General features: G+C 33.0%; 27 protein-coding genes. 13 read left to right on the top strand and 14 right to left on the bottom strand.

Features of this window, described 5'->3' with window-relative positions; genetic code table 11:
* Positions 1-2 precede the first annotated feature (2 nt).
* The 7 genes from G5V56_RS15050 (at position 3) to G5V56_RS15020 (ending at position 6,004) form a co-directional block, all read left to right on the top strand.
* Positions 3-380, top strand: coding sequence for a hypothetical protein (locus tag G5V56_RS15050; RefSeq protein WP_166966582.1), 378 nt, complete (start codon positions 3-5; stop codon positions 378-380).
* Complete coding sequence (locus G5V56_RS15045; protein ID WP_166966581.1) at positions 377-994, top strand: CatB-related O-acetyltransferase; 618 nt, start codon at positions 377-379, stop codon at positions 992-994. The genes G5V56_RS15050 and G5V56_RS15045 overlap by 4 nt, the downstream gene beginning before the upstream one ends.
* Positions 995-1,224: 230 nt before the next feature.
* Positions 1,225-2,148 carry an alpha/beta fold hydrolase gene (locus G5V56_RS15040; RefSeq protein WP_166966579.1) on the top strand — a complete coding sequence of 308 codons (924 nt, stop codon included), beginning with the start codon at positions 1,225-1,227 and terminating at the stop codon, positions 2,146-2,148.
* A 122-nt stretch (positions 2,149-2,270) separates the two neighbouring features.
* The gene (locus G5V56_RS15035; RefSeq protein ID WP_166966577.1) at positions 2,271-2,915 is read left to right on the top strand and encodes a hypothetical protein; all 645 of its coding nucleotides are present in this window, start codon (positions 2,271-2,273) and stop codon (positions 2,913-2,915) included.
* 57 nt (positions 2,916-2,972) lie between these two features.
* Positions 2,973-3,578, top strand: coding sequence for a hypothetical protein (locus tag G5V56_RS15030; RefSeq protein ID WP_166966575.1), 606 nt, complete (start codon positions 2,973-2,975; stop codon positions 3,576-3,578).
* 50 nt (positions 3,579-3,628) lie between these two features.
* Positions 3,629-4,756, top strand: coding sequence for a serine hydrolase domain-containing protein (locus G5V56_RS15025; protein WP_240911340.1), 1,128 nt, complete (start codon positions 3,629-3,631; stop codon positions 4,754-4,756).
* A gap of 6 nt (positions 4,757-4,762) precedes the next feature.
* Positions 4,763-6,004, top strand: a complete 1,242-nt coding sequence (locus tag G5V56_RS15020; RefSeq protein ID WP_166966573.1) for a S41 family peptidase — start codon at positions 4,763-4,765, stop codon at positions 6,002-6,004.
* A gap of 526 nt (positions 6,005-6,530) precedes the next feature.
* Here G5V56_RS15020 and G5V56_RS15015 read toward each other — a convergent pair.
* On the bottom strand, positions 6,531-6,911 hold the full coding sequence (locus tag G5V56_RS15015; protein WP_166966571.1) for a hypothetical protein: 381 nt from the start codon (positions 6,909-6,911) through the stop codon (positions 6,531-6,533).
* 20 nt (positions 6,912-6,931) lie between these two features.
* On the bottom strand, positions 6,932-9,034 hold the full coding sequence (locus G5V56_RS15010; protein WP_166966568.1) for an elongation factor G: 2,103 nt from the start codon (positions 9,032-9,034) through the stop codon (positions 6,932-6,934).
* A 210-nt stretch (positions 9,035-9,244) separates the two neighbouring features.
* Between G5V56_RS15010 and G5V56_RS15005 the strand changes: the two genes are divergently transcribed.
* From G5V56_RS15005 to G5V56_RS14995, 3 genes are read left to right on the top strand one after another with little or no spacing between them, the layout of a single operon-like run.
* Complete coding sequence (locus G5V56_RS15005; RefSeq protein ID WP_166966565.1) at positions 9,245-9,856, top strand: YqaA family protein; 612 nt, start codon at positions 9,245-9,247, stop codon at positions 9,854-9,856.
* A gap of 58 nt (positions 9,857-9,914) precedes the next feature.
* Entirely contained in the window at positions 9,915-10,205 is a 291-nt protein-coding gene (locus G5V56_RS15000) for a DUF3817 domain-containing protein (protein WP_166966563.1), read from the top strand.
* A 2-nt stretch (positions 10,206-10,207) separates the two neighbouring features.
* Positions 10,208-11,464 carry a mechanosensitive ion channel family protein gene (locus tag G5V56_RS14995; protein WP_166966561.1) on the top strand — a complete coding sequence of 419 codons (1,257 nt, stop codon included), beginning with the start codon at positions 10,208-10,210 and terminating at the stop codon, positions 11,462-11,464.
* 10 nt (positions 11,465-11,474) lie between these two features.
* Here G5V56_RS14995 and G5V56_RS14990 read toward each other — a convergent pair whose 3' ends face one another.
* From G5V56_RS14990 to G5V56_RS14960, 7 genes are all read right to left on the bottom strand, one after another.
* On the bottom strand, positions 11,475-13,088 hold the full coding sequence (locus tag G5V56_RS14990; protein WP_166966559.1) for an alkaline phosphatase PhoX: 1,614 nt from the start codon (positions 13,086-13,088) through the stop codon (positions 11,475-11,477).
* A gap of 28 nt (positions 13,089-13,116) precedes the next feature.
* Positions 13,117-14,175, bottom strand: a complete 1,059-nt coding sequence (leuB, locus tag G5V56_RS14985; protein WP_166966557.1) for a 3-isopropylmalate dehydrogenase — start codon at positions 14,173-14,175, stop codon at positions 13,117-13,119.
* A gap of 235 nt (positions 14,176-14,410) precedes the next feature.
* Positions 14,411-15,931, bottom strand: coding sequence for an alpha-isopropylmalate synthase regulatory domain-containing protein (locus G5V56_RS14980; RefSeq protein ID WP_166966555.1), 1,521 nt, complete (start codon positions 15,929-15,931; stop codon positions 14,411-14,413).
* Positions 15,932-16,528, bottom strand: a complete 597-nt coding sequence (leuD, locus tag G5V56_RS14975; protein WP_166966553.1) for a 3-isopropylmalate dehydratase small subunit — start codon at positions 16,526-16,528, stop codon at positions 15,932-15,934. It lies immediately after the preceding gene.
* Positions 16,529-16,632: 104 nt separating this feature from the next.
* Entirely contained in the window at positions 16,633-18,027 is a 1,395-nt protein-coding gene (gene leuC, locus G5V56_RS14970; protein WP_166966551.1) for a 3-isopropylmalate dehydratase large subunit, read from the bottom strand.
* 232 nt (positions 18,028-18,259) lie between these two features.
* Positions 18,260-18,646, bottom strand: coding sequence for an acyl-CoA thioesterase (locus G5V56_RS14965; protein WP_166966549.1), 387 nt, complete (start codon positions 18,644-18,646; stop codon positions 18,260-18,262).
* Positions 18,647-18,655: 9 nt separating this feature from the next.
* Positions 18,656-19,543: a DUF72 domain-containing protein gene (locus G5V56_RS14960; protein ID WP_166966547.1), complete on the bottom strand. Its 888-nt coding sequence runs from the start codon at positions 19,541-19,543 to the stop codon at positions 18,656-18,658.
* 141 nt (positions 19,544-19,684) lie between these two features.
* Between G5V56_RS14960 and G5V56_RS14955 the strand changes: the two genes are divergently transcribed.
* Positions 19,685-20,101: a glyoxalase gene (locus G5V56_RS14955; protein WP_166966545.1), complete on the top strand. Its 417-nt coding sequence runs from the start codon at positions 19,685-19,687 to the stop codon at positions 20,099-20,101.
* Between the two features lie 5 nt (positions 20,102-20,106).
* Positions 20,107-20,553 carry a hypothetical protein gene (locus G5V56_RS14950; RefSeq protein ID WP_166966543.1) on the top strand — a complete coding sequence of 149 codons (447 nt, stop codon included), beginning with the start codon at positions 20,107-20,109 and terminating at the stop codon, positions 20,551-20,553.
* Here G5V56_RS14950 and G5V56_RS14945 read toward each other — a convergent pair.
* From G5V56_RS14945 to G5V56_RS14935, 3 genes are all read right to left on the bottom strand, one after another.
* Positions 20,546-21,223, bottom strand: coding sequence for a DUF2461 domain-containing protein (locus G5V56_RS14945; protein WP_166966541.1), 678 nt, complete (start codon positions 21,221-21,223; stop codon positions 20,546-20,548). The genes G5V56_RS14950 and G5V56_RS14945 overlap by 8 nt on opposite strands.
* A gap of 87 nt (positions 21,224-21,310) precedes the next feature.
* Positions 21,311-21,865: a hypothetical protein gene (locus G5V56_RS14940; protein WP_166966539.1), complete on the bottom strand. Its 555-nt coding sequence runs from the start codon at positions 21,863-21,865 to the stop codon at positions 21,311-21,313.
* A 182-nt stretch (positions 21,866-22,047) separates the two neighbouring features.
* Positions 22,048-22,824 (bottom strand): tRNA pseudouridine synthase A, encoded by a 777-nt coding sequence (locus G5V56_RS14935; protein ID WP_166966537.1) that lies wholly within the window; start codon positions 22,822-22,824, stop codon positions 22,048-22,050.
* A 105-nt stretch (positions 22,825-22,929) separates the two neighbouring features.
* Here G5V56_RS14935 and G5V56_RS14930 point away from each other — a divergent pair, with 105 nt between their 5' ends.
* Positions 22,930-23,367 (top strand): hypothetical protein, encoded by a 438-nt coding sequence (locus G5V56_RS14930; RefSeq protein WP_166966535.1) that lies wholly within the window; start codon positions 22,930-22,932, stop codon positions 23,365-23,367.
* A 60-nt stretch (positions 23,368-23,427) separates the two neighbouring features.
* Here the strand turns inward: G5V56_RS14930 and hisIE are convergent, their stop codons facing one another.
* Both hisIE and hisF read right to left on the bottom strand, forming a co-directional pair.
* Positions 23,428-24,021: a bifunctional phosphoribosyl-AMP cyclohydrolase/phosphoribosyl-ATP diphosphatase HisIE gene (gene hisIE / locus G5V56_RS14925; protein WP_166966533.1), complete on the bottom strand. Its 594-nt coding sequence runs from the start codon at positions 24,019-24,021 to the stop codon at positions 23,428-23,430.
* 106 nt (positions 24,022-24,127) lie between these two features.
* Entirely contained in the window at positions 24,128-24,883 is a 756-nt protein-coding gene (gene hisF / locus G5V56_RS14920) for an imidazole glycerol phosphate synthase subunit HisF (RefSeq protein WP_166966531.1), read from the bottom strand.
* Positions 24,884-24,932: the final 49 nt, after the last annotated feature.

The raw sequence follows: 24,932 nt of genomic DNA, 5'->3' as shown, positions 1-24,932 counted from the left end.
AAATGAAACTTTCCGATAAAATTGCACTTGGTATTGTTACAGGGTATTCAGTTTTTCACCTCTTAATTTTAATAGGTGTTCTACCTCAAAATATTGTTTGGGGTGGAAAAATAATAGAACCCAAAACGATTCTATATTTAGAATTTGCGGCACTTTTCATAATGCTTTTTCTAGGATTTTTAATTTTAATTAAAACCAAAATTGTACAATGGAATTGGCAAGTTAAAACCATAAATGGGTGGTTATTTGCGTTTTCAATATATTTTTTGTTGAATACATTTACTAATTTGTTGGCTGAAACTACTTTTGAAAAAGCACAAGCCATAATAACCATTATTTTGGCTATAAGTCTGTTTAACCTCTCAAAACGTAAATTATGAACATTCCTAATCCAGACCATAAATTTCCATTACCAGACTACGATAAGCTTTGTTTTCTTAAAAACATCATTAAGAATCCGAATATTATCGTGGGCGATTTTACCTATTACGATGATTTTGAAGATGTGTCTAACTTTGAGAAAAACGTCAAATACCATTTCGATTTTATAGGGGACAAACTCATTATTGGTAAATTTTGTATGATTGCTTCCGGGGTCACTTTTATTATGAATGGTGGTAATCATTTGACTGAAGCTACAACAGCCTATCCATTTGCCATATTTGGTGGTGATTGGCAGCATGCCATGGAAGGCAAAAGCTATCCAAGCAAAGGCGACACAATCATTGGTAATGATGTTTGGATTGGTCACGACGCTACCATTATGCCAGGCGTTCAAATTGGAGATGGCGCTATTATTGCAACAAAAGCGGTGGTTACAAAAGACGTAGAACCTTATACCATTGTTGGTGGTAATCCCGCGAAACCTATCAAAAAACGTTTTTCTGAAACTACCATTTCAAAACTTTTACAGTTAAAATGGTGGGATTGGGATCTTGAAAAAATCACTAAAAACTTAGAAAAACTTACTTCTCATCTCGAAGCGTTGCTTTAAGATATAAACCTAAGAACTAATAAAAGGCTTAACACTATAACTGTTAAGCCTTTTTTGTATCATTTTCTTCCGTTTATAAAAAATTAGATATAGCACTAAACAGGTGCTGTATTATAATCTAAAACGATTGGAACTACTTTTCAAAGCACCTTTGTCCCAATAAATTAAAAACAATTAAAATGACTATTAAATCTACTTTATTAATATTTCTAAGTGTATTTATGTATAACATGAATGCGCAAAATATAGAAAAGGAACCTCAAAAAATAGATACATCCTACTTTGTAAAAATTGGCGGTATCGACCAATACATTAGTCTTAAAGGTGTTCATAACAAACCAATAGTATTGTATTTACACGGTGGTCCAGGAGCAGCTGCATCTGCTCATAGCGAAAAAATAACAGCATCATTAGAACAGGATTTTTTAGTGATTCATTGGGATCAAAGAGGTGCAGGGAAAACCTTAAAGCAAAATGGCTTAAAACAAAGTCCAACATTAGCATTAATGCAATCAGATGCTGAAGAGTTGCTCGCTTATATTTTAAAGACGTTTCATCGTCAACAAATTATTTTAGTGGCAAATTCTTGGGGTACTTCGTTAGCTTTTCATTTATCAGAAACACATCCTGACAAGATTTCAACATTGGTGGCCATAAGTCCAATCATAAATCTTTTGTCAAGTCAACAAAGTCTGAATAAAACGCTTATTAAACACTTTAGAAAAATTAAAAACCAAGAAGCGGTTGAGCAGTTAAAAGCTATAAATATACCATATCATAATGCAAAGGATATAGCTATTCAATTCAAATGGCTATCTGAGTTTCAAGGACAACCAATTAGTGATAATGCCTTTGGCCAATACTATGCGTTTTTTGAGCAATGGTACACCAAATGGGGTTTATTATATAGCCAACTTTATAAGATAAACCAACTAAAAAATAAACCTTTAATACAATGTAGAACGATTATTTTTTATGGAGATAAAGACTATACAGCTAATTATAAGTTATCTGAAAAATTCTTCAAGAGGTTAAAAACTAAAGAAAAGGAAATTTATAGGTTTAAAGATGTAGGTCATCAAATACCAATGGAAGCATCTAATAGTATGCAAGAGCTACTTCTTAAAGTTCTGCTTAAAGGAAATTACGATTAAATATTAAAGCTATAAGTAAAAAGGTTTCAAATTATAATTCAAAACGATTGCCTTTACAATTCAATGAATCTTTGTACCGTCAAAATATAAATCAAAAAACGAACAATTAAAAACACATTACAATGAAAAAACTATTCATCATCGGCTTAACATTTTTTACACTAAATGTTTTTGCACAAAGCAACACAGAACCATCAAAACACAGTGACACGGATTTAAAATACAGAGTTAGCTTTCCTGCTATTATCTTAGGAAATATTGGTGAAGGAGGAAAAAGAACCAATACCCAACATATCGAATTTCATGTAAAGCGAGAATTAGATTCAAAAAACATCATAGGTATAAAATTTGCTACTTGGCGTTTATTTCAACCAATGGGTATTCAATGGTGGGATGGACTTACAGACAAAATAGATTCTGAAACCGAATTTTATCCTGGTTATTTACGTGAAACAGGCATAGGAATATCTTATCAACGTATGCTTTGGAAAGGTTTATTTGCCTCAGTAGAAGTGTTACCACAATACAAAACCTATTTAGACCTTGATAATAAAAAAATAGCAAATGGTTTTAAGCTTTACAATTCGTTCCATCTTGGTTATCATTTTGCATTCGGTAAGAATAAAAGATTTTTTATTGAGCCTCAGGTTCATTCTCAATTTTGGATTTTTGACACCAATACACCTGATGCATTTAAACAATTAGATAATAGATGGAAAAACTATTTCCTTTTTGAACCCAACCTTTATATAGGAATTAGATTTTAATATAAAATAAACACCTATAAAACAACTAAAATGAAATCAATCAAAAAACGAACAATTATGAAAACAATTAAAAGACAAATCCGATTAAAAATGACATTTATGGCGTTAATCCTAATGTCAACATTAAGCTTTGCACAAAACAATTCAACATTCGATTCAACCTCAAAACGCGATGGTTTTATCTTTGAGTTTAGTCTTGGAGGAGGAGTTATAAGTATTGAAGATAGCGAAGGACTTCAAACCTTTGATAAATCTCAAGGAGCCATCTGTTTTCCTGAATTAAAATTTGGTTATATGCTCAACGATAAGTTGGCATTAACTTTATCTATGCCAGGAAATATATACGAATTTCAGAATAATGACAGACATTTTGGCGGTTTTATTCCCTCTGTACAATATTGGGTAAAAGACTGTTGGTGGATTCACGGCGGTGTTGGTTTAGCTATAGATTCACCAGCACTTTACGACATTAAAGATAATGTTAATGACGATTGGAATTTTGGATGTGCAGTTATGGCAAGCACTGGCTACGAGATTTATAAAAAGAACAACTTTGCACTAAATGTACAATCTAAATTGATGATGGGAAGAGCATTTTTAGAAGGTGATGCACATAGAGATGCCGTAACCTTTAATATTGGTCTAGGCTTTAGTTGGTTTTAAAAATAAAACTAACTTTATAGTAATTTTAATGGTATAATAATCAACTGATTATGAAACAAAGTACAATACTTACACTATTAATTTTTATGTCAATAGGTGCTTTTGGTCAGCAAGACGTCAAGAAGGACATAGCGCTATTATTGAATGCCGAACTACAAAAAGAGAACATAAAAAGTGTTATGCTGCATGTGTATTCTGAAACTCAAGGAATCGACATGCAATTGGCTGAAAGCAAAGAAGATTCTATTTCTATACAGAGTCCTTTTTATACTGCCAGCGTCACCAAGATGTTAACGGCTACAGCCATTGGAATTTTAAAGGATCAAAAGAAATTAAAATTTGAAGATAGCATCGCACAATACTTACCAGATTCATTGACGAATAATCTTCACATTTTAGATCGTAAAGAGTATTCAAACGCGATTACTATAGCTCATTTATTACAACATACTTCTGGGTTGCCAGACTATTTTACCGACGATACTATTGATGGTAGCACAAATATAATCAATCAATTACTAGTTGATTCGAATAAGATTTGGTCTCCACAAGAAATGATTAGGTTTACCAAGGAAAAAATGAAACCTCACTTTATTCCTGGTAAAGGCTATCATTATACCGATACCGAATATGTATTGCTGGCATTGATCATTGAAAATGTAAGTGATTTATCTTTAGATGAGTTCTTTCAAGACTATATCTTTCAACCTTTGGGGATGGATGGGTCTTATATCAATTTAAAATCAAAACCATTAAAGAAACAATTGCCTATAGCTGAGTTTTATATTGAAGATGTGGACTTATCATCGTTTCAAAGTTTAAGTGCTGATTGGGGTGGAGGTGGATTGGTGTCAACCACGCAAGATTTAATACGTTTTTTAAAAGCGTTTAATGAAGATGTAATCGTAAAAAAAGAAACCCGTTTAGAAATGCAAAACTGGACTAATGAAAGCGTAGGAATGCAATACGGCTTTGGCATACGAAAGGTAGCTTTTAATAACATTTACGATACAGACTCAAACTTACAACTGATTGGTCACAATGGCAGTACTGCATCCTTTTTATGGTATTGTCCGCAATTAGATACTTATATAACAGGGACTTTAAATCAATTAGAAGCCTCAAAAAGTACACTAAATTTGGTATACAAAATACTTAAAATAATAGAAAACAAATAGTATAGTATGAACTCATTTCAAAAAACAATCATTTATTGTTCAATTTTTATATTTTCGGTTTTTAGTGCATTGTTTGCTCAGACTTCAAACAAAATCAATTGGAAAGAAGACCTTAAAATTTATAGAGCGTCTTTAGAACAAAAACATATAGACCTCTACCATTCGGTAACTAAAGAGGAGTTTGTTAACGAGTGGAATAAGATTTACAACACTATTGACTCATTAAACGATTTTGAGATTATTTTAAAATTAATGCGCTTAACAAGACTAGTAAATGATGGTCATACAGCTGTATCTTTGAGAAATCTATCAACGCATCGTTTCCCATTCGATATTGAATTGATAGAAGGGCAATGGTATGTTGTAAAAACATGGAATGAAAATAGGAACATTCTCAAAACTACATTGGAATCCATTAATGGTATTCCGGTTGATACAATTGCTCAAAAGGTTTCAGAAATTGCGCAATTTGTTGAAAATGAATATTCATTGAAGCAAAGAACAGGTAGTTATTTAATTATCTCAGAAGTACTTTTTCATCTCAATTTGATTGACGCAACAAATAAAGCAACATTTAGTTTTCGAAATCAAAATAATGAGTTAATAACTCTGGAATTAGCTGCTATAACTAATGAGATGTGGGAGGGAAGTGGTATCTCTGAACTACATCTAACAGTGCCTGAAATAGAAAAACCGAACAATGTCAATCCTAATTTATGGTTTACCTCAATTTTAGGCACAAAAACAGTATATATAAATTTTGAGAGCTATCCATCTTTTGAAGATATGCAAGTTTTTGGAGAACAACTCGTTTCTTACATTCAAAAAAATCAAATGAAACAGATCATTATAGACATGCGCAATAATGGTGGCGGCGATTTATACGTGGGTGTAGTGTTAGCGTATGCACTTAATCTTGCTGATTCTATTGATTGGAAAAATGGTGTGTTCGTATTAACAAGTCATAAAACCTTTTCTGCAGCCACAAGTAATGCGGCACTTTTTAAGCAATTGTTAAATGCTAAAATTGTTGGTCAACCAACTGGGTCTAATCCTAATGGTTATCAGGATATGGATAGTTTTACGCTACCAAATTCAAAATTAGTTATTACCTATTCAAAAAGACTGTTTCGGTTATCAAATCAGGAAAATACAGCTCTTCAACCTAATATAAATATAAATCAAAAACGGACTGATTTGTTTAATGGAGCAGATACTGTTTTAAAAGAATTAATAAATGGGTTTTAAGGAAAATGTTTTTTTTTCTGTTTTTTTTTGACCTCATAGAATTTTAGTTAAAACAAAAAGTAGAATGCCATATTTTTGGGGTTTTGTTCTAAAAATTCTTCCTAATTTCTATTTTACATCATTATTGCTACAAATAGATTTCCTTATAATTCTGTAATCTTAATTCTTGAGAATCTCGTATTTAAAATTTTAATAAACCTAGTTACTGAATATTAAAAAGAATTACTAAAGGTTCTGGGATATTTTCATAATTTGGAATTATAGCGACACAATAATATCCATAACTACGAAGCCGCAATTAGCTTGACATAACATAATTACTATCGATATAAGTCTAAAGACCTTATATCTGGAATTATGTCAAATACCGCCTAAAAGCGCTATTTCGCTAATTATTGTAAAATGTACTATAATTTATATTATGTAAAATAGAAAATTTCAACAACTATTCTAACGCTTCTTATATATAGCAAAAAACCATACACAATTTGTGTATGGTTTTTAAATTAATCTATAACCTAGTTCATTACAACCATTCTAAAAAATAGTCCATCATTGCTTCCTTAAGCTCATAATGTAATTTTATGTAGGTTTGCATATCTTCTCTAAGTGTATGTTGTGCGTCTTGAAATTTAGCATCTACATTGTCCATAGCATTCGGACGCTCTAATTTCGTTTTCTTACTTCGTATGCGGTGTAATAATTTTGAAATTACATCTCGCTCAATCATTATTTTGTTTTGAAACATCTCTAACTCTTTTAAAGCCTGAGGCCCAAATTCTCGTCTAGCTATTTCTTCTAATTTTTCTTCAAATAAATCCATCTCATTAGAATGAAATTTTAATTCACTTCTCCAAATGTCTAGATTGAATCTTAGGTCACTTAAATATAAAACTTTCGTTTGCATAATACGTATTATTTAGTTTATTAATTCTTTACTAGTTGCTTTTGTACGTTTGTTGGTACGGCTTGATATGCTGAAAATTTGGTGCTAAAGGTTGCGCGCCCTTGAGTTAATGATCGTAAATCCGTTGAATAGCCGAATAACTCATCTGCTGGAATCTGACAATTCAAAATTTGATAATTATCACTCGTTTCATATCCTTGAATCACAGCGCGTCTAGATTGCAAATCGGTCATCACTTGCCCCACCATATCCTCTGGTACTTTAACGATAAGTTCATTTCTAGGCTCTAAAAGTTTTGGGTTAGCGTTTAAAAAGGCTTCGCTAAATGCATGTGCACCAGCTATTTTAAATGAAATATCATTAGAATCTACCGAGTGCATTTTGCCGTCGTATACCATAACCCGTATATCTCTAATATATGAACCTGTTAATGGACCACTTTCCATAACCTCTAACACGCCTTTCATTATTGAGGGTAAATATCGTGTGTCAATAACACCACCAACAATACAGTTGTAAAATACTAATTTACCACCCCAAGTTAAATCGATATCCTCTTTACCTCTTATATTAAAGCCTTCTGGTTCAGGCATACCTTCATACCATGGTTCAATTTTAAGATGAACTTGTGCAAATTGTCCAGAACCTCCCGATTGTTTTTTATGACGATAATTAGCAGTAGATGACCTTTGAATAGTTTCTCTGTATGCTGTTTTAGGTTTTTCAAATTTAGCTTCAACATTATAAATGTTTTTGAGTGTCCAATCAATCGTTGCTAAATGCAATTCACCTTGACATCCTAAGAGAAATTCTTTAGTTTCTTTTGAAAATGATAAACTTACCGTTGGATCCTGAATGTGAATCTTTTTAAGGGCTTCACTTAGTTTTTCGTCATCGGTTAATGTTACAGCACTTACAGATAAAACGATTCTATCTTCAGGATATTTAATATGCCTTAATGTGATGGGTTTTTTGCCACTATAAAGCGTGTCATTAGTTTCTGTGAATTTTAATTTTAAGGTAGCTCCTATATCTCCAACTGTTAATTTTGAAACGGAATGACGTTCCTTTCCATCCATAATAAACAGTTGATTTATCACCTCTATTTCTCCTGTTCTGGCATTAGTTAACCGATCATTAATGCTAACTTCACCAGATTTAACTTTGAAAAATGTAATTTGTCCTAAATTAGTTTGATAAAGTGTTTTAAAGATAAATAAGGCTGTAGGACCGCTGGTTTTAGGCCATAACTCCTCACCTTCTATGGTTTGCTCTGATTTTAAATCGGCTGCCGCGGGTGCTACATTATCTATAAATCCCATTAGGCGACCAGATCCCATATCGTTTAATGCGGATGTACAAAATACAGGATATAAATCATGATTTAACATGCCTGCCTTAATACCTTTTCGCATTTCATCTTCATTAAGTGTGCCTTTTTCAAAAAATAACTCTAATAATTCGTCATCATTCTCTGCCGCTTTTTCAATCAATTCATTATGCAAAAAATTAGCCTGTACTTTTTGATCGTCTGGAATGGCTAATTTTTCAGGCTTTCCTCCTTCGTCTCCAAATTTATAGAGTTTCATTTTAAGGACATCAATAATACCTTGTTTGCCATCAATCTTTATGGGATATTGAATAATGACTGCATTATTACCAACAAGAGATTGTATGCCTTTAAAACTATGGTCAAATTTGGTGTCTGGATGATCTATTTGATTCACTACAAATACCGTAGGAATATGGTATTTATCAATATAATTCCAAATAATCTCTGTTCCAACTTCTACACCTTGCCTCCCATTGATGGTTGCAACCACTGTATCAGCCACGCGGATAGACGCAATAATTTCTCCAATAAAATCGTCTAATCCTGGTGTGTCTATAATGTTTATTTTATAATTACGCCACTCGGTGTGTAACGGAGTGGCGTAAATAGAAGCATTGCGTTCGTGCTCTATGCTGTGGTGGTCTGAAACTGTATTGTGGTCTTCAACAGTTCCTCTGCGATTGATAAGACCTGCTTCAAATAACATGGTTTCAGAAAGTGTTGTTTTGCCACTATTGTGAGCCCCTACCAAAACAATGTTTTTAATATGCTTTTCGTCAAATATTTTCATGCTTTTGGATTAATTATTATGAAAATAAAACTAACTCGTTTAAATTAAAAAAAAAATGATTTAAGTCAGCTAAAAACTTCTAAAAAATGTGTAGTTATATAACGTTGCTTATTTCATTATACATGTTAAAGGTCTCTTAAACTTTTGATAAATAATTTTAGATCAATTGAGAACCTTATATTTGTGTGCTTGAAAAAGAATTGCTAAAGAATGAAAGAAAAACCAAAGGCGACTAAATCGCGCCTACATTTATTACACCAATATTATACGTACACAGGCTTTTATGAGTTTGTTTGGCAAGCCATAAAGAAAGCTCTGCCATATATCATATCTATTGTTATTGCCATATTTGTATTAAATAAGTTTTTTAATATAAATGAGGCTCTTGTTCATATTACTGAAATTCTTCCTGTATCTGGTGTCTTAATTTTTTTCTATGTTTCAGAAACTTTATTAGGGCTTATTCCTCCCGAAATATTTATTGCTTGGTCTGGTAAATTAAATCAGCCATGGTTGTATCTAGGCATATTAGCTGTGTTGTCATATTTTGGAGGTCTTTGTTCGTATTGGATTGGTGTTGGAATCACTAAAATTCCATCTATTCACAACTATTTAGAACAAAAAATGACAAAACAGTTAAAAAACTCTAAAAAATGGGGTGGTTTTTTAATTTTAGTAGGTGCGCTATTACCACTACCCTTCTCAATTTCTTGTATGGCTGCAGGGATTATTGAATTTCCTTTTAAAAGCGTAATAGGTTATGGTTCCTTACGATTATTGAGATTTCTTCTTTACGGACTTGTAATTTTTCATGTGTTTTAATGCATTTCAATTAAGTTTTTGTTTATCTAAATAGTACCTTTGAAAAAAATTACAATTAATGGTTACATTTTTAAATATTTTTAGACTAGTTGCTCTTTTAGAAGGTATTTCTTATATTTTATTATTGTTTATAGCAACTCCTATAAAATACTTGGCAGAAGATCCTACATATGTAAAGCTGTTAGGAATGCCACATGGATTGCTGTTTATTGGGTATCTTATTTTAGCATTTATGTTTAGAAATGAAACGAACTGGAATAAATTGCAATTTACCTCTGTTTTGGTGGCTTCCATTATTCCTTTTGGAACCTTTTATGTTGATAGAAAATATTTAAAGAATAGCAAATAAAAATGAATAACTTAAAACATTTACTTTATAATTATTTAGTGTCTGTTGGTGTTACTGAAAATACCGCTAAGTATATCAATATGATTGCATTAGCACTAGCATTATGTTTGTTTGTTTTGATTATTGATTTCATTATTAAAAAAATATTAATTCAGGTTTTTTCACGATTCGCATCAAAAACAAAAACGAATTTTGATGATTTATTGGTCTCTAATAAAGTTCCTCGTAACATAGCACATGTTATTCCGTTTCTAATCATGATTAAATTCATGCCCGTTGTTCTTTATGATTTTCCAGATACTGAAAATTTCGTTGAGAAAGGATTGGAAGTTTTTGCTATTCTATTATCACTATGGATTGTCAGAAGTGTTTTAAATGCTTTAAAAGATTATCTAAAAACCTTACATAGGTTTAAGGATAAACCCATAGACAGCTATATTCAGGTGTTTATGATTTTTGCTTGGGTTTTCGGTATATTTTCAGCTATTGCTATTATATCAGGAATTGCTTTTATAAATTTTATAACTGGTTTAGGAGCTGCCTCTGCGGTAATCATATTAATTTTTAAAGATACCATTTTAGGTTTTGTAGCCAGTATTCAAGTGTCTATAAATAATATGGTACATATTGGCGACTGGATTACGTTTGAAAAATATGGTGCCGATGGTGATGTTATCGAAATTAATTTAGCAACGGTTAAAGTTCAAAACTGGGATAAAACCATTACCACCATCCCAACGTATGCATTAATCTCTGATTCGTTTAAGAACTGGAGAGGAATGATAAATTCTGATGGCCGCCGTATAAAACGATCCTTAAACATTAAGTTTGATAGCATTAAATATCTGTCTAAAAGTGAAGTAGATGCGCTTAAAAAAATACATCTTATAAGTGCGTATTTAGAGAGACGCCAAAGTGATATCGAGACTTATAATACAAATAACAATATCAATAAAGAATTGGCATTAAACGGAAGAAATCTAACCAATATTGGTGTGTTTAGAAAATATATCCAAACCTATTTGGAGCAACATTCGGCCATCAATAAAGATATGATGATTATGGTGAGGCAATTAGCACCGACTACACAAGGTATTCCTTTAGAAATTTATGCTTTCAGCAGCGATAAACGTTGGGAAAATTATGAATATATTATGGCTGATATTTTTGATCATTTAATTGCAGCCGTACCCTATTTTAGTTTAGAAATTTTTGAACTGCCGACAGGGTCTAGTTTTGCTTCTAAAGACATTAAATAATAAAAATTGATTATTTAATAATAAGTTTTTTAATAACTTCATTATTAATGTTCATCAAATAAAATCCTGATTGATAATCATTTAAATTCAATTTAACTTCTTGAATACCGGGATATTGTTTTTCTTCTAAGAGTTTCCCTGAAGTTGAAAATAGTTTAATAGTTTCAATATGATTCCCTTTAATCATAACAGAATTAAAAGCATCGGTTGGATTTGGGTAGACCTCAATTTTATCTACATTTTTGATGTTATTTAAAGCTGATAAAGTGGTTCCTAAATTTCCTTTTAGAGCTATTACTAGTGTGGTACCCTTTGAAAAACTAATCGTATTACCTGCCGCATCTGTTTGATTTGCTATATTTCCTGAATCAGGATGTTGAACAGACATGAATAAGTACTTATAGTCTGGAGTAAAGGTAATCCCTGTAGGTTCAGATCCTGTTGGTGTAATAGCAAATATCTCTACTTTAGGATTTACTTGTGTATGTCCACTTTTAACAACCCAAATATAGTTATGATCCCCGTTTTTTAAATCCCCATCTTGAAATACCCATAAATTACCATCACCGTCAAAGGCTAGGTTATCATTACCGTAACTCCAAGGAACAGATGACGATCCAGAGCCATAATCAATCGTATAATTCATATTACCAACATAGGTTTCCATAGTGGGTACTGTGGTACCGCTAATAGCATCAGAATCTTGAAAACGATAGACTTGATTTTCACTTTTAACTGCAAAATATACCATGCCATCAGGTCCAATCTCTACATCTTCAATCCCAGCAAATTCAGTTGCTCCCAATGCCGCACTTTGAGATATGGTTGTATTTTGATCAGTTTGAGTGGCATTATTCAATAGAATCCAATCCCCTGAGCCATTTTTAGAGCCCTTATACACATATAACAAACCTGAACTTAAGTCTTGTGCTGCATTGGCGACATATTTATAAAGATAGCCAGGATTAGAGTCTGCTCCTTGATACACCGTTCTTTCATTCGAATGAATGGATACATTTTCATGCTGAAAGTTCCCCATAGCCCAATGCTTACCAATAACAGATTTAGTAACTGGATTTATTTCCACATTCCAACCAGTATCATTATAACCATCTGAATTGTAATCCCATGTAACTGCAAATTCTTCAGATGATATTACGGTTCCCCAAAGAGTTACTGTCCCTGAACAATTGGCGCCAGTTACAAAAACCGATGAAAAATCAATAGCTTCTGATGCTGTCGTTTCCCAAAGTTTCGTTGTAGCATTCAAATTAATATCAAAAATTGTAACTGCGCCAGGAGCTATTTCATGATTTAAACTTAAATACCCATTTGTACTACTGCCAGCTATAGGCACAAAACCCGTAAAATCTGGATTTCGAGGAAGTGTTCCAGAACCAACTGTTAGTGCATCGCCTGTTTCTGCTATCTTTTGAAAGGTGTGTGATGATGGTAATACAAATTGGTCAGATTGCCCCAAGGGTTCTACGGAAGTGAAATCGCCTATATTCTGTGACTGCGCATAAAAATTGACATATAGAAAACCTACTACACTTAAAAAAGAATACTTTTTCATATTGGTTGGAATAAAAAATGGATTCAAAACTAAAAGTAATGAATCCATTTTAAAATATATGATAAAATATTAATTTCTAGATATTTGCAGCTAACCAGTCCCCCACTTCCTTTGTGCCGTAAGCTTTTCCACCATCAGCTAAATCCTCGGTAACAATACCTTCAGCCAGTGCTTTATTAACAGCATCTCTAATCGCCTTACCTTCTTCTGGTAAGTTAAACGCTGTTTCAAACATCATAGCAGCCGATAAAATCGTTGCCATAGGGTTCGCTATGTTTTTACCTGTTGCCTGAGGATACGACCCGTGAATAGGCTCGAATAATGCAATATCAGTACCCATAGATGCCGATGGCATTAATCCCATAGACCCTGAAATAACAGAAGCTTCATCAGTTAAAATATCTCCGAATAAATTTTCAGTAATTAACACATCGTAACTATTTGGCCATTGTACTAGACGCATCGCTACGGCATCAACAAACTCATAACTTACAGTCACTTCCGGATAATCTTTTTCCATTGCCTGAACCGTTTCTCTCCATAAACGTGATGTTTCTAACACATTGGCTTTATCCACACAACACAGTTTTTTAGTACGCGTCATTGCCAATTCAAAGCCTTTTTTTGCTAAACGTTGTACTTCTGCTCTTGTGTAAACACAATTATCAAAAGCCGTTTCACCGCCATCTCTTCTACCCTTTTCACCAAAGTAAATACCACCTGTTAATTCGCGTAAAAACACCAAATCGGTGCCTTCAATACGTTCTCTTTTTAAAGGCGATTTATCTATTAACGAAGGAAACGTAAACGTTGGTCTCACATTCGCAAATAAGCCTAATTTTTTACGCATTTTTAATAAGCCTTGCTCTGGTCTTACCTTGGCAGACGGGTCGTTATCGTATTTAGGATGCCCAATAGCACCAAATAAAACAGCATCCGATGCCACACAAATATCATGTGTACTATCTGGATAAGGTTCTCCAACAGCATCAATAGCTGCGGCACCTGTTAAAGCTGGTTTCCAAGTAATTTCATGTCCGAATTTCTTAGCAACCGCGTCACTAACTTTTACTGCTTGATCGATCACTTCAGGACCAATTCCATCTCCTGCTAAAAGGGCAATATTAAATTTCATTCTATCTATTTTTAAACTTTAATTTTATTTATTTTATAATTTAGGCGTTCCCCTAAAAAGGGTCAGCTTTCTGCTATATCTTTTTAAAACGCTATTTCAAAACTAGTGGTATACGTTGTCGTTTTCTCTTAAATTTAAAGAGATAACGTAGTTGTACCTCCTCGTAATGACATTTATACATAATGTTTTAAAAAGGATGCCGCTGTAATCCCTAACGCACATAAACTACTAACATTTAGCTAATAATAATATTCAGCATTTTCTCAGTGGCCTTAATCGCCGAAACCGTTTGATCGGAATCTAAACCACGTGTTTTAAACTCTTTTTCTGGGCTTTTCCAAGTAATAATGGTTTCACACAAAGCGTCAGAATGACTTCCTGGTGGAATTCTAACCGCATAATCAATCAAATCTGGTAAAATCAAATGTACTTTTTTAAATATCGTTCTTATGGCATTCATAAACGCATCAAATTGTCCATCTCCTTGTGCATTCTCTTCAAACGTTTTTCCGTTAATAGTAATAGAAACCGTAGTTGATGGTCTTAAACCTTTGGAATGTGTTAATACATACGATTCGACTTTTACTTTTTCTTCGTAGGTATAATCTAAAACATCTGAAATAATATACGGTAAGTCTTCTTTAGTAACAACTTGCTTTTTATCACCTAATTCTATAATTCGCTGAGTAACTTTCTTAATATCGTCATCGTTAAGCTGAAGCCCTAATTCCTGTAAATTCTTTTGAATATTTGCTTTTCCAGAGGCTTTTCCTAAGGCGTATTTACGTGTTCTTCCAAAACGCTCTGGCATTAATTCACTAAAATAGAGATTGTTTTTGTTATCGCCATCAGCGTGAATTCCAGCAGTTTGTGTAAACACATTAGCACCAACAACCGGTTTATTTGCCGGAATCATAACACCCGAAAAGGTTTCAACTAATTTACTAACCGTGTACAACACTTTTTCATTTACACCAATTTTTAAGTTTGGTAAAAAGTCATTTATAACGGCGATGGTACTTGACATAGGCGCATTTCCTGCACGTTCACCCATGCCGTTAACGGTTAGATGTAAACCATCGGCACCTGCTCTTAACCCTTCAATAGCATTAGCAACGCCTAAATCGTAATCGTTGTGTGCATGAAAATCAAAATGTAAATTCGGGTACTTATCTTTAATTTCTTTAATGAATAAGTACGATTCGCGCGGTGTTAAAACGCCCAAGGTATCGGGTAACATGATTCGCTTTAAAGGTTGTGTTGCCAAAAATTCTAAAAACTCAAAAACATAGTCTTTAGAATTACGCATCCCATTACTCCAATCTTCTAAATAAATATTGGTTTCAATTCCTTTTGAAGCCGCGAGTGAAACAACTTCTAATATTTCTTTAAAGTGTTGACTAGGAGTCTTTTTAAGCTGATGCGTTAAATGATTTAATGAGCCTTTAGTTAAAAGGTTTTGAACCTTAGCACCCGCTTCAATCATCCAATCAATTGATACACCATTATCAACAAAAGTTAGGACTTCAACAGCATCAATATAACCGTTTTTACCAGCCCATTCGGTAACGTTTTTAACCGCTTGAAACTCCCCTTCAGACACTCTTGCCGATGCAATCTCAATACGATCAACCTTTAATTCTTCAAGAAGAAGTTTCGCTATGGTTAATTTTTCAGAAGAAGAAAACGACACGCCCGAGGTTTGCTCACCATCGCGCAATGTCGTATCCATTATTTCAATTCGTTTCGCAGTCATTTAAAGTAGCAAACCGTTAGCAAATGTTTCTATGTCTCCTTTCATACTTTGAAGATAGTCAATATCATCAAAGCCATTAAGCATATTGTCTTTTTTGTAACTGTTGATTTCAAAGGATTCCTGAGCACCTGTTGCTTTTATAGTAATCGTTTGTTCAGGAAGATTTACCTCGATTTCTGTATTAGGATCTTCGTAAATCGCGTTAAAAATTTGTTCTGAAAATTCGGCACTTACTTGAACAGGTAAAACACCAATATTCAAACAGTTATTTCTAAAAATATCTGCAAAGAAACTAGACACTACGCATCGGAAACCATAATCGTAAATCGCCCAAGCTGCGTGTTCTCTTGATGAACCAGAACCAAAGTTCTTACCACCAACTAAAATTTTTCCCGAATAAATAGGATTATTTAGTACAAAACTTTCTTTTGGACTGTTATCGTTATTATATCTCCAGTCTCTAAATAAGTTATCTCCAAAGCCCTCACGCTTCGTTGCTTTTAAGAAACGTGCTGGTATAATTTGATCGGTATCTACATTCTCTAATGGTAATGGAACCGCGGTACTTGTTAATATGTTGAATTTATCGTAAGCCATATTTTATTTTTTAGCTTTTGCCACTAGCCATTCGCCTTTGGCAATTTTTATTAATTAGTCATTTTTTTAGCTAATAGCAAACAGCTAAAAGCTATTAGCTATTTTTATAGTAAATCTCTCGGGTCGGTTACAACGCCTGTTACCGCAGCAGCAGCAGCAACTAACGGACTCGCCAATAACGTTCTTGAACCAGGACCTTGACGCCCTTCAAAATTTCTATTAGATGTGCTCACTGCATATTTTCCAGCAGGCACTTTGTCATCATTCATTGCTAAACACGCCGAACAACCAGGTTGTCTTAAAACAAATCCAGCTTCTGTAATAATATCTAAAATACCTTCTTCTTTTATCAATGCCTCAACTTCGTGAGAACCAGGAACTAACCAAGCCGTAACGTGATCTGCCTTTTTTCTACCTTTAACAATCGATGCAAAAGCGCGAAAATCTTCAATTCTACCGTTGGTACAACTTCCTAAGAATACATAGTCAATCTTTTTGCCAATCATGGCGTCGTTTTCTTCGTAACCCATATAATCTAACGATTTTTTATAGGTTGCAACACCGCCTTCAACAGCTTCTGCATTTGGTATGTTTTTAGAAATACCCATTCCCATTCCCGGATTCGTTCCGTAGGTAATCATAGGTTCTATATCGCTGGCGTTAAATGTTAGTTCTTTATCAAACGTCGCATCAGCATCTGTTTTTAAAGTTTTCCATTGTGCAACAGCTTCATCCCAAGCCTCTCCTTTTGGCGATAACGGCTTATCTTTTAAATACGCAAAAGTAGTGTCGTCTGGCGCAATCATTCCGCCACGTGCTCCCATTTCAATAGAAAGGTTACAAACGGTCATACGACCTTCCATAGTCATATTTTCAAATACATCACCTGCATATTCTACAAAATAACCAGTAGCTCCAGAGGTTGATAATTGTGAAATAATATATAACGCAACATCCTTTGGCGTTACCCCTTTTCCTAATTGCCCATTTACATTAATGCGCATTTTTTTAGGTTTTGGTTGCATGATACACTGTGTAGACAATACCATTTCAACTTCTGAAGTCCCAATACCAAAAGCAATGGCTCCAAAAGCACCATGTGTCGAGGTGTGAGAATCTCCACAAACAATAGTTGCTCCAGGAAAAGTAATTCCGTTTTCTGGACCAACAACATGAACAATACCATTTTTTTGATGACCTAATCCCCAGTGACTAATGCCGTATTCGTTAGAATTATCTTCTAAGGCTTTTAATTGATTAGCAGATAATGGATCTTCAACCGGTAAATGTTGATTGATAGTTGGTGTATTATGATCGGCAGTAGCGAATGTACGCTCTGGATATAACACTTTTAACCCTCTAGTTTTTAATCCAAGAAATGCAACCGGACTGGTAACTTCATGAATAAAATGACGGTCTATAAAAAACACATCTGGACCACCATCAATTTTCCTTACTACATGTGAATCCCATACTTTATCAAACAATGTCTTGCTCATAAAAAATTTTAATTTGATTTTAAATTTAGATAACGCTTTTGCTAATAAGCCATGTTACTTGCAAAAGTCCTCAAATTTAGGAAAAACTACCTTTTTTTTCAGCATATAACAAAATTTAAGCCGATTTGCAATTCATTTTTATAAGATTATTAATGTATTCGATTTAAATCGATTTTATCTCAACAGAATCGATAGTTTTGCTTATAAATTTTAAAGGCAGAATTTTACATTTTTACTTTAACCGGTCTTCAACAAATTCAACCTCCGTCTTTCCGTGTGGTTTCGACTTGCCGCCTTCACCCAAATTAACCATTACAATGTTAGATATGGTGATAATAGTTTCGTGAGTCATTTTGTTTCTAACTTCAGAACTAAGCGTTAAAGAAGCTTTTCCAAATTTAACCACTTCAATACCAATTTCTATAATATCGCCTTCCCGTGCAGACGACTTAAAGTCGATTTCACTCATGTATTTGGTGACTACTTTTTGATTTTCTAATTGAATAATGGTGTAAAGAGCAGCTTCTTCATCAATCCATTCTAACAAGCGACCTCCAAATAAGGTTCCATTTGGGTTTAAATCTTCTGGTTTTACCCATTTTCTAGTATGAAATTTCATAGATAATTTTTATAATAATTTTTGTTGCGAATCGTTATTGGGAATTGTTAAAGAATAGCCCAATTCTTGATTTAGTTTTCTAATAAAATAAGCCGAAAGTAATGGCGATTCTTTTTCTATATTCTGATGGATAAAAAAATCAATTTCTTTAATCCCTTGTTCTTTCCAATCTTTTATTCGTGAAATCCAATCATCCAATCGGTTGTAATCACTTGCATGATTAGCTCCAACATATCTTACAAAGGCCGTTGCATTGGTTAAACGCATATGCATTAAATCTCGCCTTCCTGCAGTATCAACAATCACATTCGAAATATTGTTGCTTTCTAATAACTCATATAAATCCTCTGCAATTTCCTTGGTATTATACCAATCGGTATGCCTAAACTCAACAGCTAGCGGGATATCTTTAGGCCAATTTTCAACAAAATCTACAACCTTATTAAAGTCTTTCGGACTAAAATTATTGTGCATTTGTAAAAAAACGGTGCCTAGTTTTTCTTTTAAATTAGAAGCATTGTAAAGATAATGCTCAACAACTTCTTTAGTGCCTTGTAATCGTTTCCAATGACTAATTTCTTGATTTAGTTTGGGGAAAAATTTAAACCCTTTGGGTGTTTTATCATACCAAGTAGCAAATTGTTCGGCAGGAAAAATTCTGTAAAATGTAGCGTTTAATTCAACAGAATTAAACTGCGATGCATAATAAACTAATTCGTCTTTAGTTCCTCTGGGATAAAATCCTTTAAGATCTGCTTTATTCCATTTAGCACAGCCTACATAAATTTCGGGCACATTATCATCTAAAAATCTATTTAAAATAATCTTTGTTTTTGGATGATCTTTTGGTAAAGTAAAGTCTATCTGTTCGGGATTATTGACACTGCCAAACTTCATATATTTAGTGTTTTTTTCGAAATAATTAGAATCAATTACAAAGGTATGAAATTACAATTGTTGATAAACTAGTTAAAAACTATAAAACCAATAATTAGATAGCATTTTATTAATCAATAATTTTATTAAAAATCTAATGTCATGAACACAAGACAAATCAACCTAGAAAGTATTCGCCCCGAGATTTCATCAGCTACAATTAATGACACGATGAGTAGTGATGAACGATTCCAAAATTTAGTAATTCGACCCATTGTTAAGTTACAAAATGATTTATTTAATGAAGTCTTTAAAAATTACGCCAACAAGCATAAAGGTGCTTTTTACGATTTATCGATTGAAAAGCGCATTCATTATATCGAAAATGCCATTCAAAAAGACATTAAGTTTCGTAATTCACTAAAAGGAATTGTGATAGGACTCTTTACAGTTGATGAATACAAACTTTATATTCAGAATTCTTCAGCCTTAAACAAACGAATGATGCAAATTGTAAAAGAGCGCTTAATTAGCAATATTCAGCTGCTTGAAAGACCTGAGTTTTTAAAAGCAGTATAGTTTTAATGAAAACAAAGCAATTACTTTTGCAAATTTGTAATGAGCACGTTGATAAACGTATAACAGATTACAAGAATGAAATCGAATTAATTAAAGATTCTATTGCTAGCAATGACAAATCCAACACTGAAGACGATGATTCCGGCAATGGAAAATTATTTAATGATTTAGAAAAAAATATAGAATACTTAAATAATGTTCAAAAAACAAAAGAGTATTTAAAACTTATAAAAACAAATATTGAATTCAAAGATGTGGTGTTGGGTAGCATCGTAAAAACAGACAGTATTCATTTTTATATATCTACTAGTATTGGTAAAATTGATTTAGAGGGCGAGACTTATTATGCCATCTCTTTGCAGTCTCCTATTGGGCAACTACTTAAAAACAAAATAGTTAATAGTCGTTTTGTTTTTAATGATAAAACGTATTTAATTACCGAAATTATATAATAGACACGCCATTTAAATCCGTGGTTAGTACATCGCTCATATAATCAAAATATGGACGAATTACTTTAAAAGCATCGTTTACCGAACTAATAAAATTAGGGTTTAACACCTCATTATCTGTAAATTTTTTAGTAAAAATAAATTGTTTCTTCCTGATCAGGTCAATAGCTTTATGCTCTTTATCAAATCCTTTTGGAGCAGTAATTAATTCGTCTCCTTGTAATTCTCCCCAAACACTTTTCAAGTTTTTATTATTAAGAATTTCCCTAATCTCTTGGTCATCCATTTCAAACTCTTTTCTAATTCTAAGTAAATCATCTTTATTAGGATCCCAAAAACCTGTAGCAATAAAACTTTCGTTATTAGGTTGAATATGAACATAATACCCACCTCTTAAATTTGGTTTCACTCTATTAAACGAACCACCAAAATGGGTTTTATAGGGTAGCTTGTTTTTTGAAAAACGAACATCTCTATAAATTCTAAATATCTTGAATGTATCAACATCATCATGTGTTTTCAGGAGTTCAAAAAGCCTTGAATAGACCTTTTTAACATCTGATTCAATAGATTTAAATTCCTTTTTATGCTCGTTAAACCAGTCCCTATTATTATTGTTTTCTAATTTTTTTAAGAACTCTAGCACAGATGCTGAAATAGTTGTATTCATTGATATTATCCTTTATTATTTTCCGAAAATACAAAAAGTCCCGAATGAAACGGGACTTTTATTATTAGTTAACATTTTTTTCAAATATTAATTTCTCATATATGTTTTTACTTCAACTTGATTTGTTTCTTTATTGAAGTATTCCACAGCAAAATTTCCGTTAGAATCAAAATAACCAATACCTGAATGTATCTCGCCGTTTAAAATGTAATAACTATCGTTACTTGTTGTCCAAGCTTTTCCAACTTTAATGAAATGATTATTATCTTTATTTTTATCAAAAGTGATATCGAAACCTTTTTCATTAGGAGTAAACCTATAGTTTTCTTCACCTAAAATATAATACGTTTCTTGGGATAAAACATCATAATTGTTATCGTCATCATTATCAATACTCACTGTTTTTTCAACTTTCTTTGTCGCTCCAATACGATCTTGATTTACCTTATTCTTATCCTTTTTATCCAATTCAACTGAAGCTGTTTCGCTGGTAACAACTTTTATCTTTTTTTCGGTAGTTTTATCTGCATCTTTTGTTTTAATGGTTTTTACTTCGGTTTCTTTTTTTACTTCGGTTGGTGCTTCTTGAGCAAATAAATTTACTGACAGAAGTATTGCAATCAATACTATTACATTTTTCATGGGTTTGTTTTAGAGTTAAATTTATAACGTGTATCTAGAAACTTCGGCTTTACTAAATATCTTATACAAAGATGACCCTAAACTCCTTATAGTCTGTTACATGTTTTTTGTTAAGTGTTGTACAATTAACATGCTAATACTATATTTATTAAAAACAAGAACCGATAGTTAAATGAAGTAAACTAAGTAAAATCAATCTTATTAAGAATTAACCCTGAAGCAGGAGCTATATAATCCATTACTTCTTTACTATCTGGTTTTAAACTTTCTTGAATATATTCTAAAGTGATATCTCCTCTTCCTAATTTGATTAATGCACCCATCATGAGCCGGATTTGATTACGCATAAATCCTTTTCCGCGGACTCTTAATATATAGCTTTTCTCAGGAAAAAAATTAGCAGTAAACATGGTGTTTTCAATGAGTTCACAGGTTTCAATGGTTCTATGATAAACGCCCTCATTAGTTGCTTTATAACAATATGTTTTAAAAAAATGAGACCCTTCAAAACAGGTTGCTCCTTTTTTCATTAATTCAATATCAAGAGAATCCAAAATGGTTGTCATTATAGGAGCGCAAAAGGGATGATTTTTAGTGCCGTGCGTAAACAAATATAAATATTCCTTAAGTTTTGAATTATTAATAATGTTAAAACTAGAATCAACCTCCTTAATGGTTAAGGCTCTAATATCTTGCGGAAGATTCTGATTAAATAGTTGTAAAAAAGATTCCAAATCATCTAACGGCTGTTCTAGAAACAACTCGAATGCCGCTTCTTGAGCGGACACCATAGCATCAGTTCGCCCAGAACCTAAAGTTTTAAAAGGTTGATCTTCAAGAATAAATTTTAAAGTTCTGTCAATCATTAAATGAACCGTTTTTAAATGAGGCTGTTTTTGCCAACCGTGAAATCGGTAACCTAAAAACTGAACAGTTACAAGGTAAAAGTGTTTCTTCAAAACGTTTGAATATTTTTTTTTTAAGGATTTGAAAGTAAGTCATTTTATTAAGTATGACAAAAATTTTATAAATTGTATAATTATTAACCAACTAAACTATTTATTATGACTGAGAATTTTTCAAATAAACCGCCTGTTTGGTTTTGGATTGTAAGTGTTATTGCTCTTATTTGGAATATCATGGGAGTTATGGCTTATTTAAGTCAGGCTTATATGTCTGATGATGTTTTAAAAGCATTACCAGAAGCAGAACAAGCTCTGTATACAGATATTCCCGCTTGGGCCACAGCTGCATTCGCTTTTGCTGTTTGGGGAGGAGCTTTAGGGTGCTTATTACTATTGTTTAGAAAGCGATGGGCAAAACCTGTCTTGCTAATTTCGTTACTCGGAATTATAGTTCAGATGATTTACAATTTATTCATGAGTAATGCCTCTGAGGTTTATGGGCCCGGAGGTGCTATTATGCCTATAACGGTCCTTGTAATTGGTATCTTTTTAGTGTGGTTTTCAAATAAATCGCAGATTAAAGGCTGGATTTCATAATCTAAATATCATTTGCAAACAACAAGGCGTTAGATTTCTCTAATGTCTTGTTGTTTGAACTTACTTATGTCGTCCTTTTAACTCTTCTTCAATATCTTTTAATGTAAACCCTTTTGCTTGTAATAACATGAGGTAATGAAACATTAAATCTGCTGATTCGTAAATAAATAACTCATCGTTAGTATCCATAGCTTCTATAACAGTTTCAACAGCCTCCTCACCTACTTTTTGAGCAACTTTATTAATACCTTTCGCAAATAAACTCGCAACGTAAGATTTATTGGTATCTTTATTTGCAATACGTTCGGTAATCACATCTTCTAACGTTGAAAAGAATCCATAGTTAGATTTATTTTCTTCTCCCCAACACGTGTCGGTTCCTTTGTGGCAGGTTGGTCCAACTGGATTTACTTGAATTAAAAGCGTATCGTTATCACAATCGTTTTTAATATCAACAAGATTTAAAAAATTACCACTTTCTTCACCTTTTGTCCATAATCGTTGCTTACTTCTACTAAAAAAAGTGACTTGTCTTGTCGATACGGTTTTGTGGTACGCTTCTTCATTCATATAACCTAGCATCAACACATTTTTTGTTGTGACATCTTGAATAATTGCTGGAACTAATCCGTCGTTGTTAAATTTTATTTCCATGATTTTAAAATATGATTACCAATTACTTTCTAGTGATTTGACAATCGATTTGATATATTTTGTTTCAACTTTAAGATTACTTCGTCGTTCCTCCTCGTAATGACGATTATATTCTTACTTCTATATGATTTTTTCTCAATTCTTTTTTTAATTCTGGTATCGGAATTTCACCAAAATGAAACACACTTGCCGCAAGAGCCGCATCAGATTTTCCTTCTTTAAACGTATCAATAAAATGCTGTACGTTTCCTGCGCCTCCCGAAGCTATTATAGGAATATTTAATTCTGAAGACAACTTAGCCAACGCTTCATTTGCAAAGCCATTTTTAGTGCCATCGTGATTCATAGACGTGAATAAAATTTCACCTGCACCCCGCTGTTCGACTTCTTTTGCCCATTCAAATAAATTAATTTCTGTTGGAATACTGCCGCCTGCCAAATGCACTTTCCATTGTCCATCGACCTCTTTTGCATCAATCGCTACCACCACGCACTGACTTCCAAATTTATCAGCCAATTCATTAACCAAATCAGGTCGTTTCACTGCCGAGGAGTTAATCGAAACCTTATCCGCTCCACAATGCAACAAAGCATCTACGTGCTCAACAGACGAAATCCCGCCACCAACTGTAAAGGGAATATTTACTTGCTCAGCCACGTGTAACACCATTTCTAAGGTTGTGGCACGACCTTCCAACGTTGCAGAAATATCTAAAAATACCAATTCATCTGCCCCCATATCAGCATATTGCTTTGCTAATTCCACAGGATCACCTGCATCACGCAAATCCACAAAATTTACGCCTTTTACGGTGCGTCCGTTTTTAATATCTAAACATGGTATAATTCGTTTTGTTAACATTCTTTCAAGTAAAAAGCGAAAAGTAAAAGTGAAAAGTTTTAAATACTTA

This window comes from Yeosuana marina, from assembly GCF_011762485.1.
Classification (GTDB): Bacteria; Bacteroidota; Bacteroidia; order Flavobacteriales; family Flavobacteriaceae; genus Yeosuana; species Yeosuana marina.
This window is presented reverse-complemented; position numbering and strand designations above follow the sequence as displayed.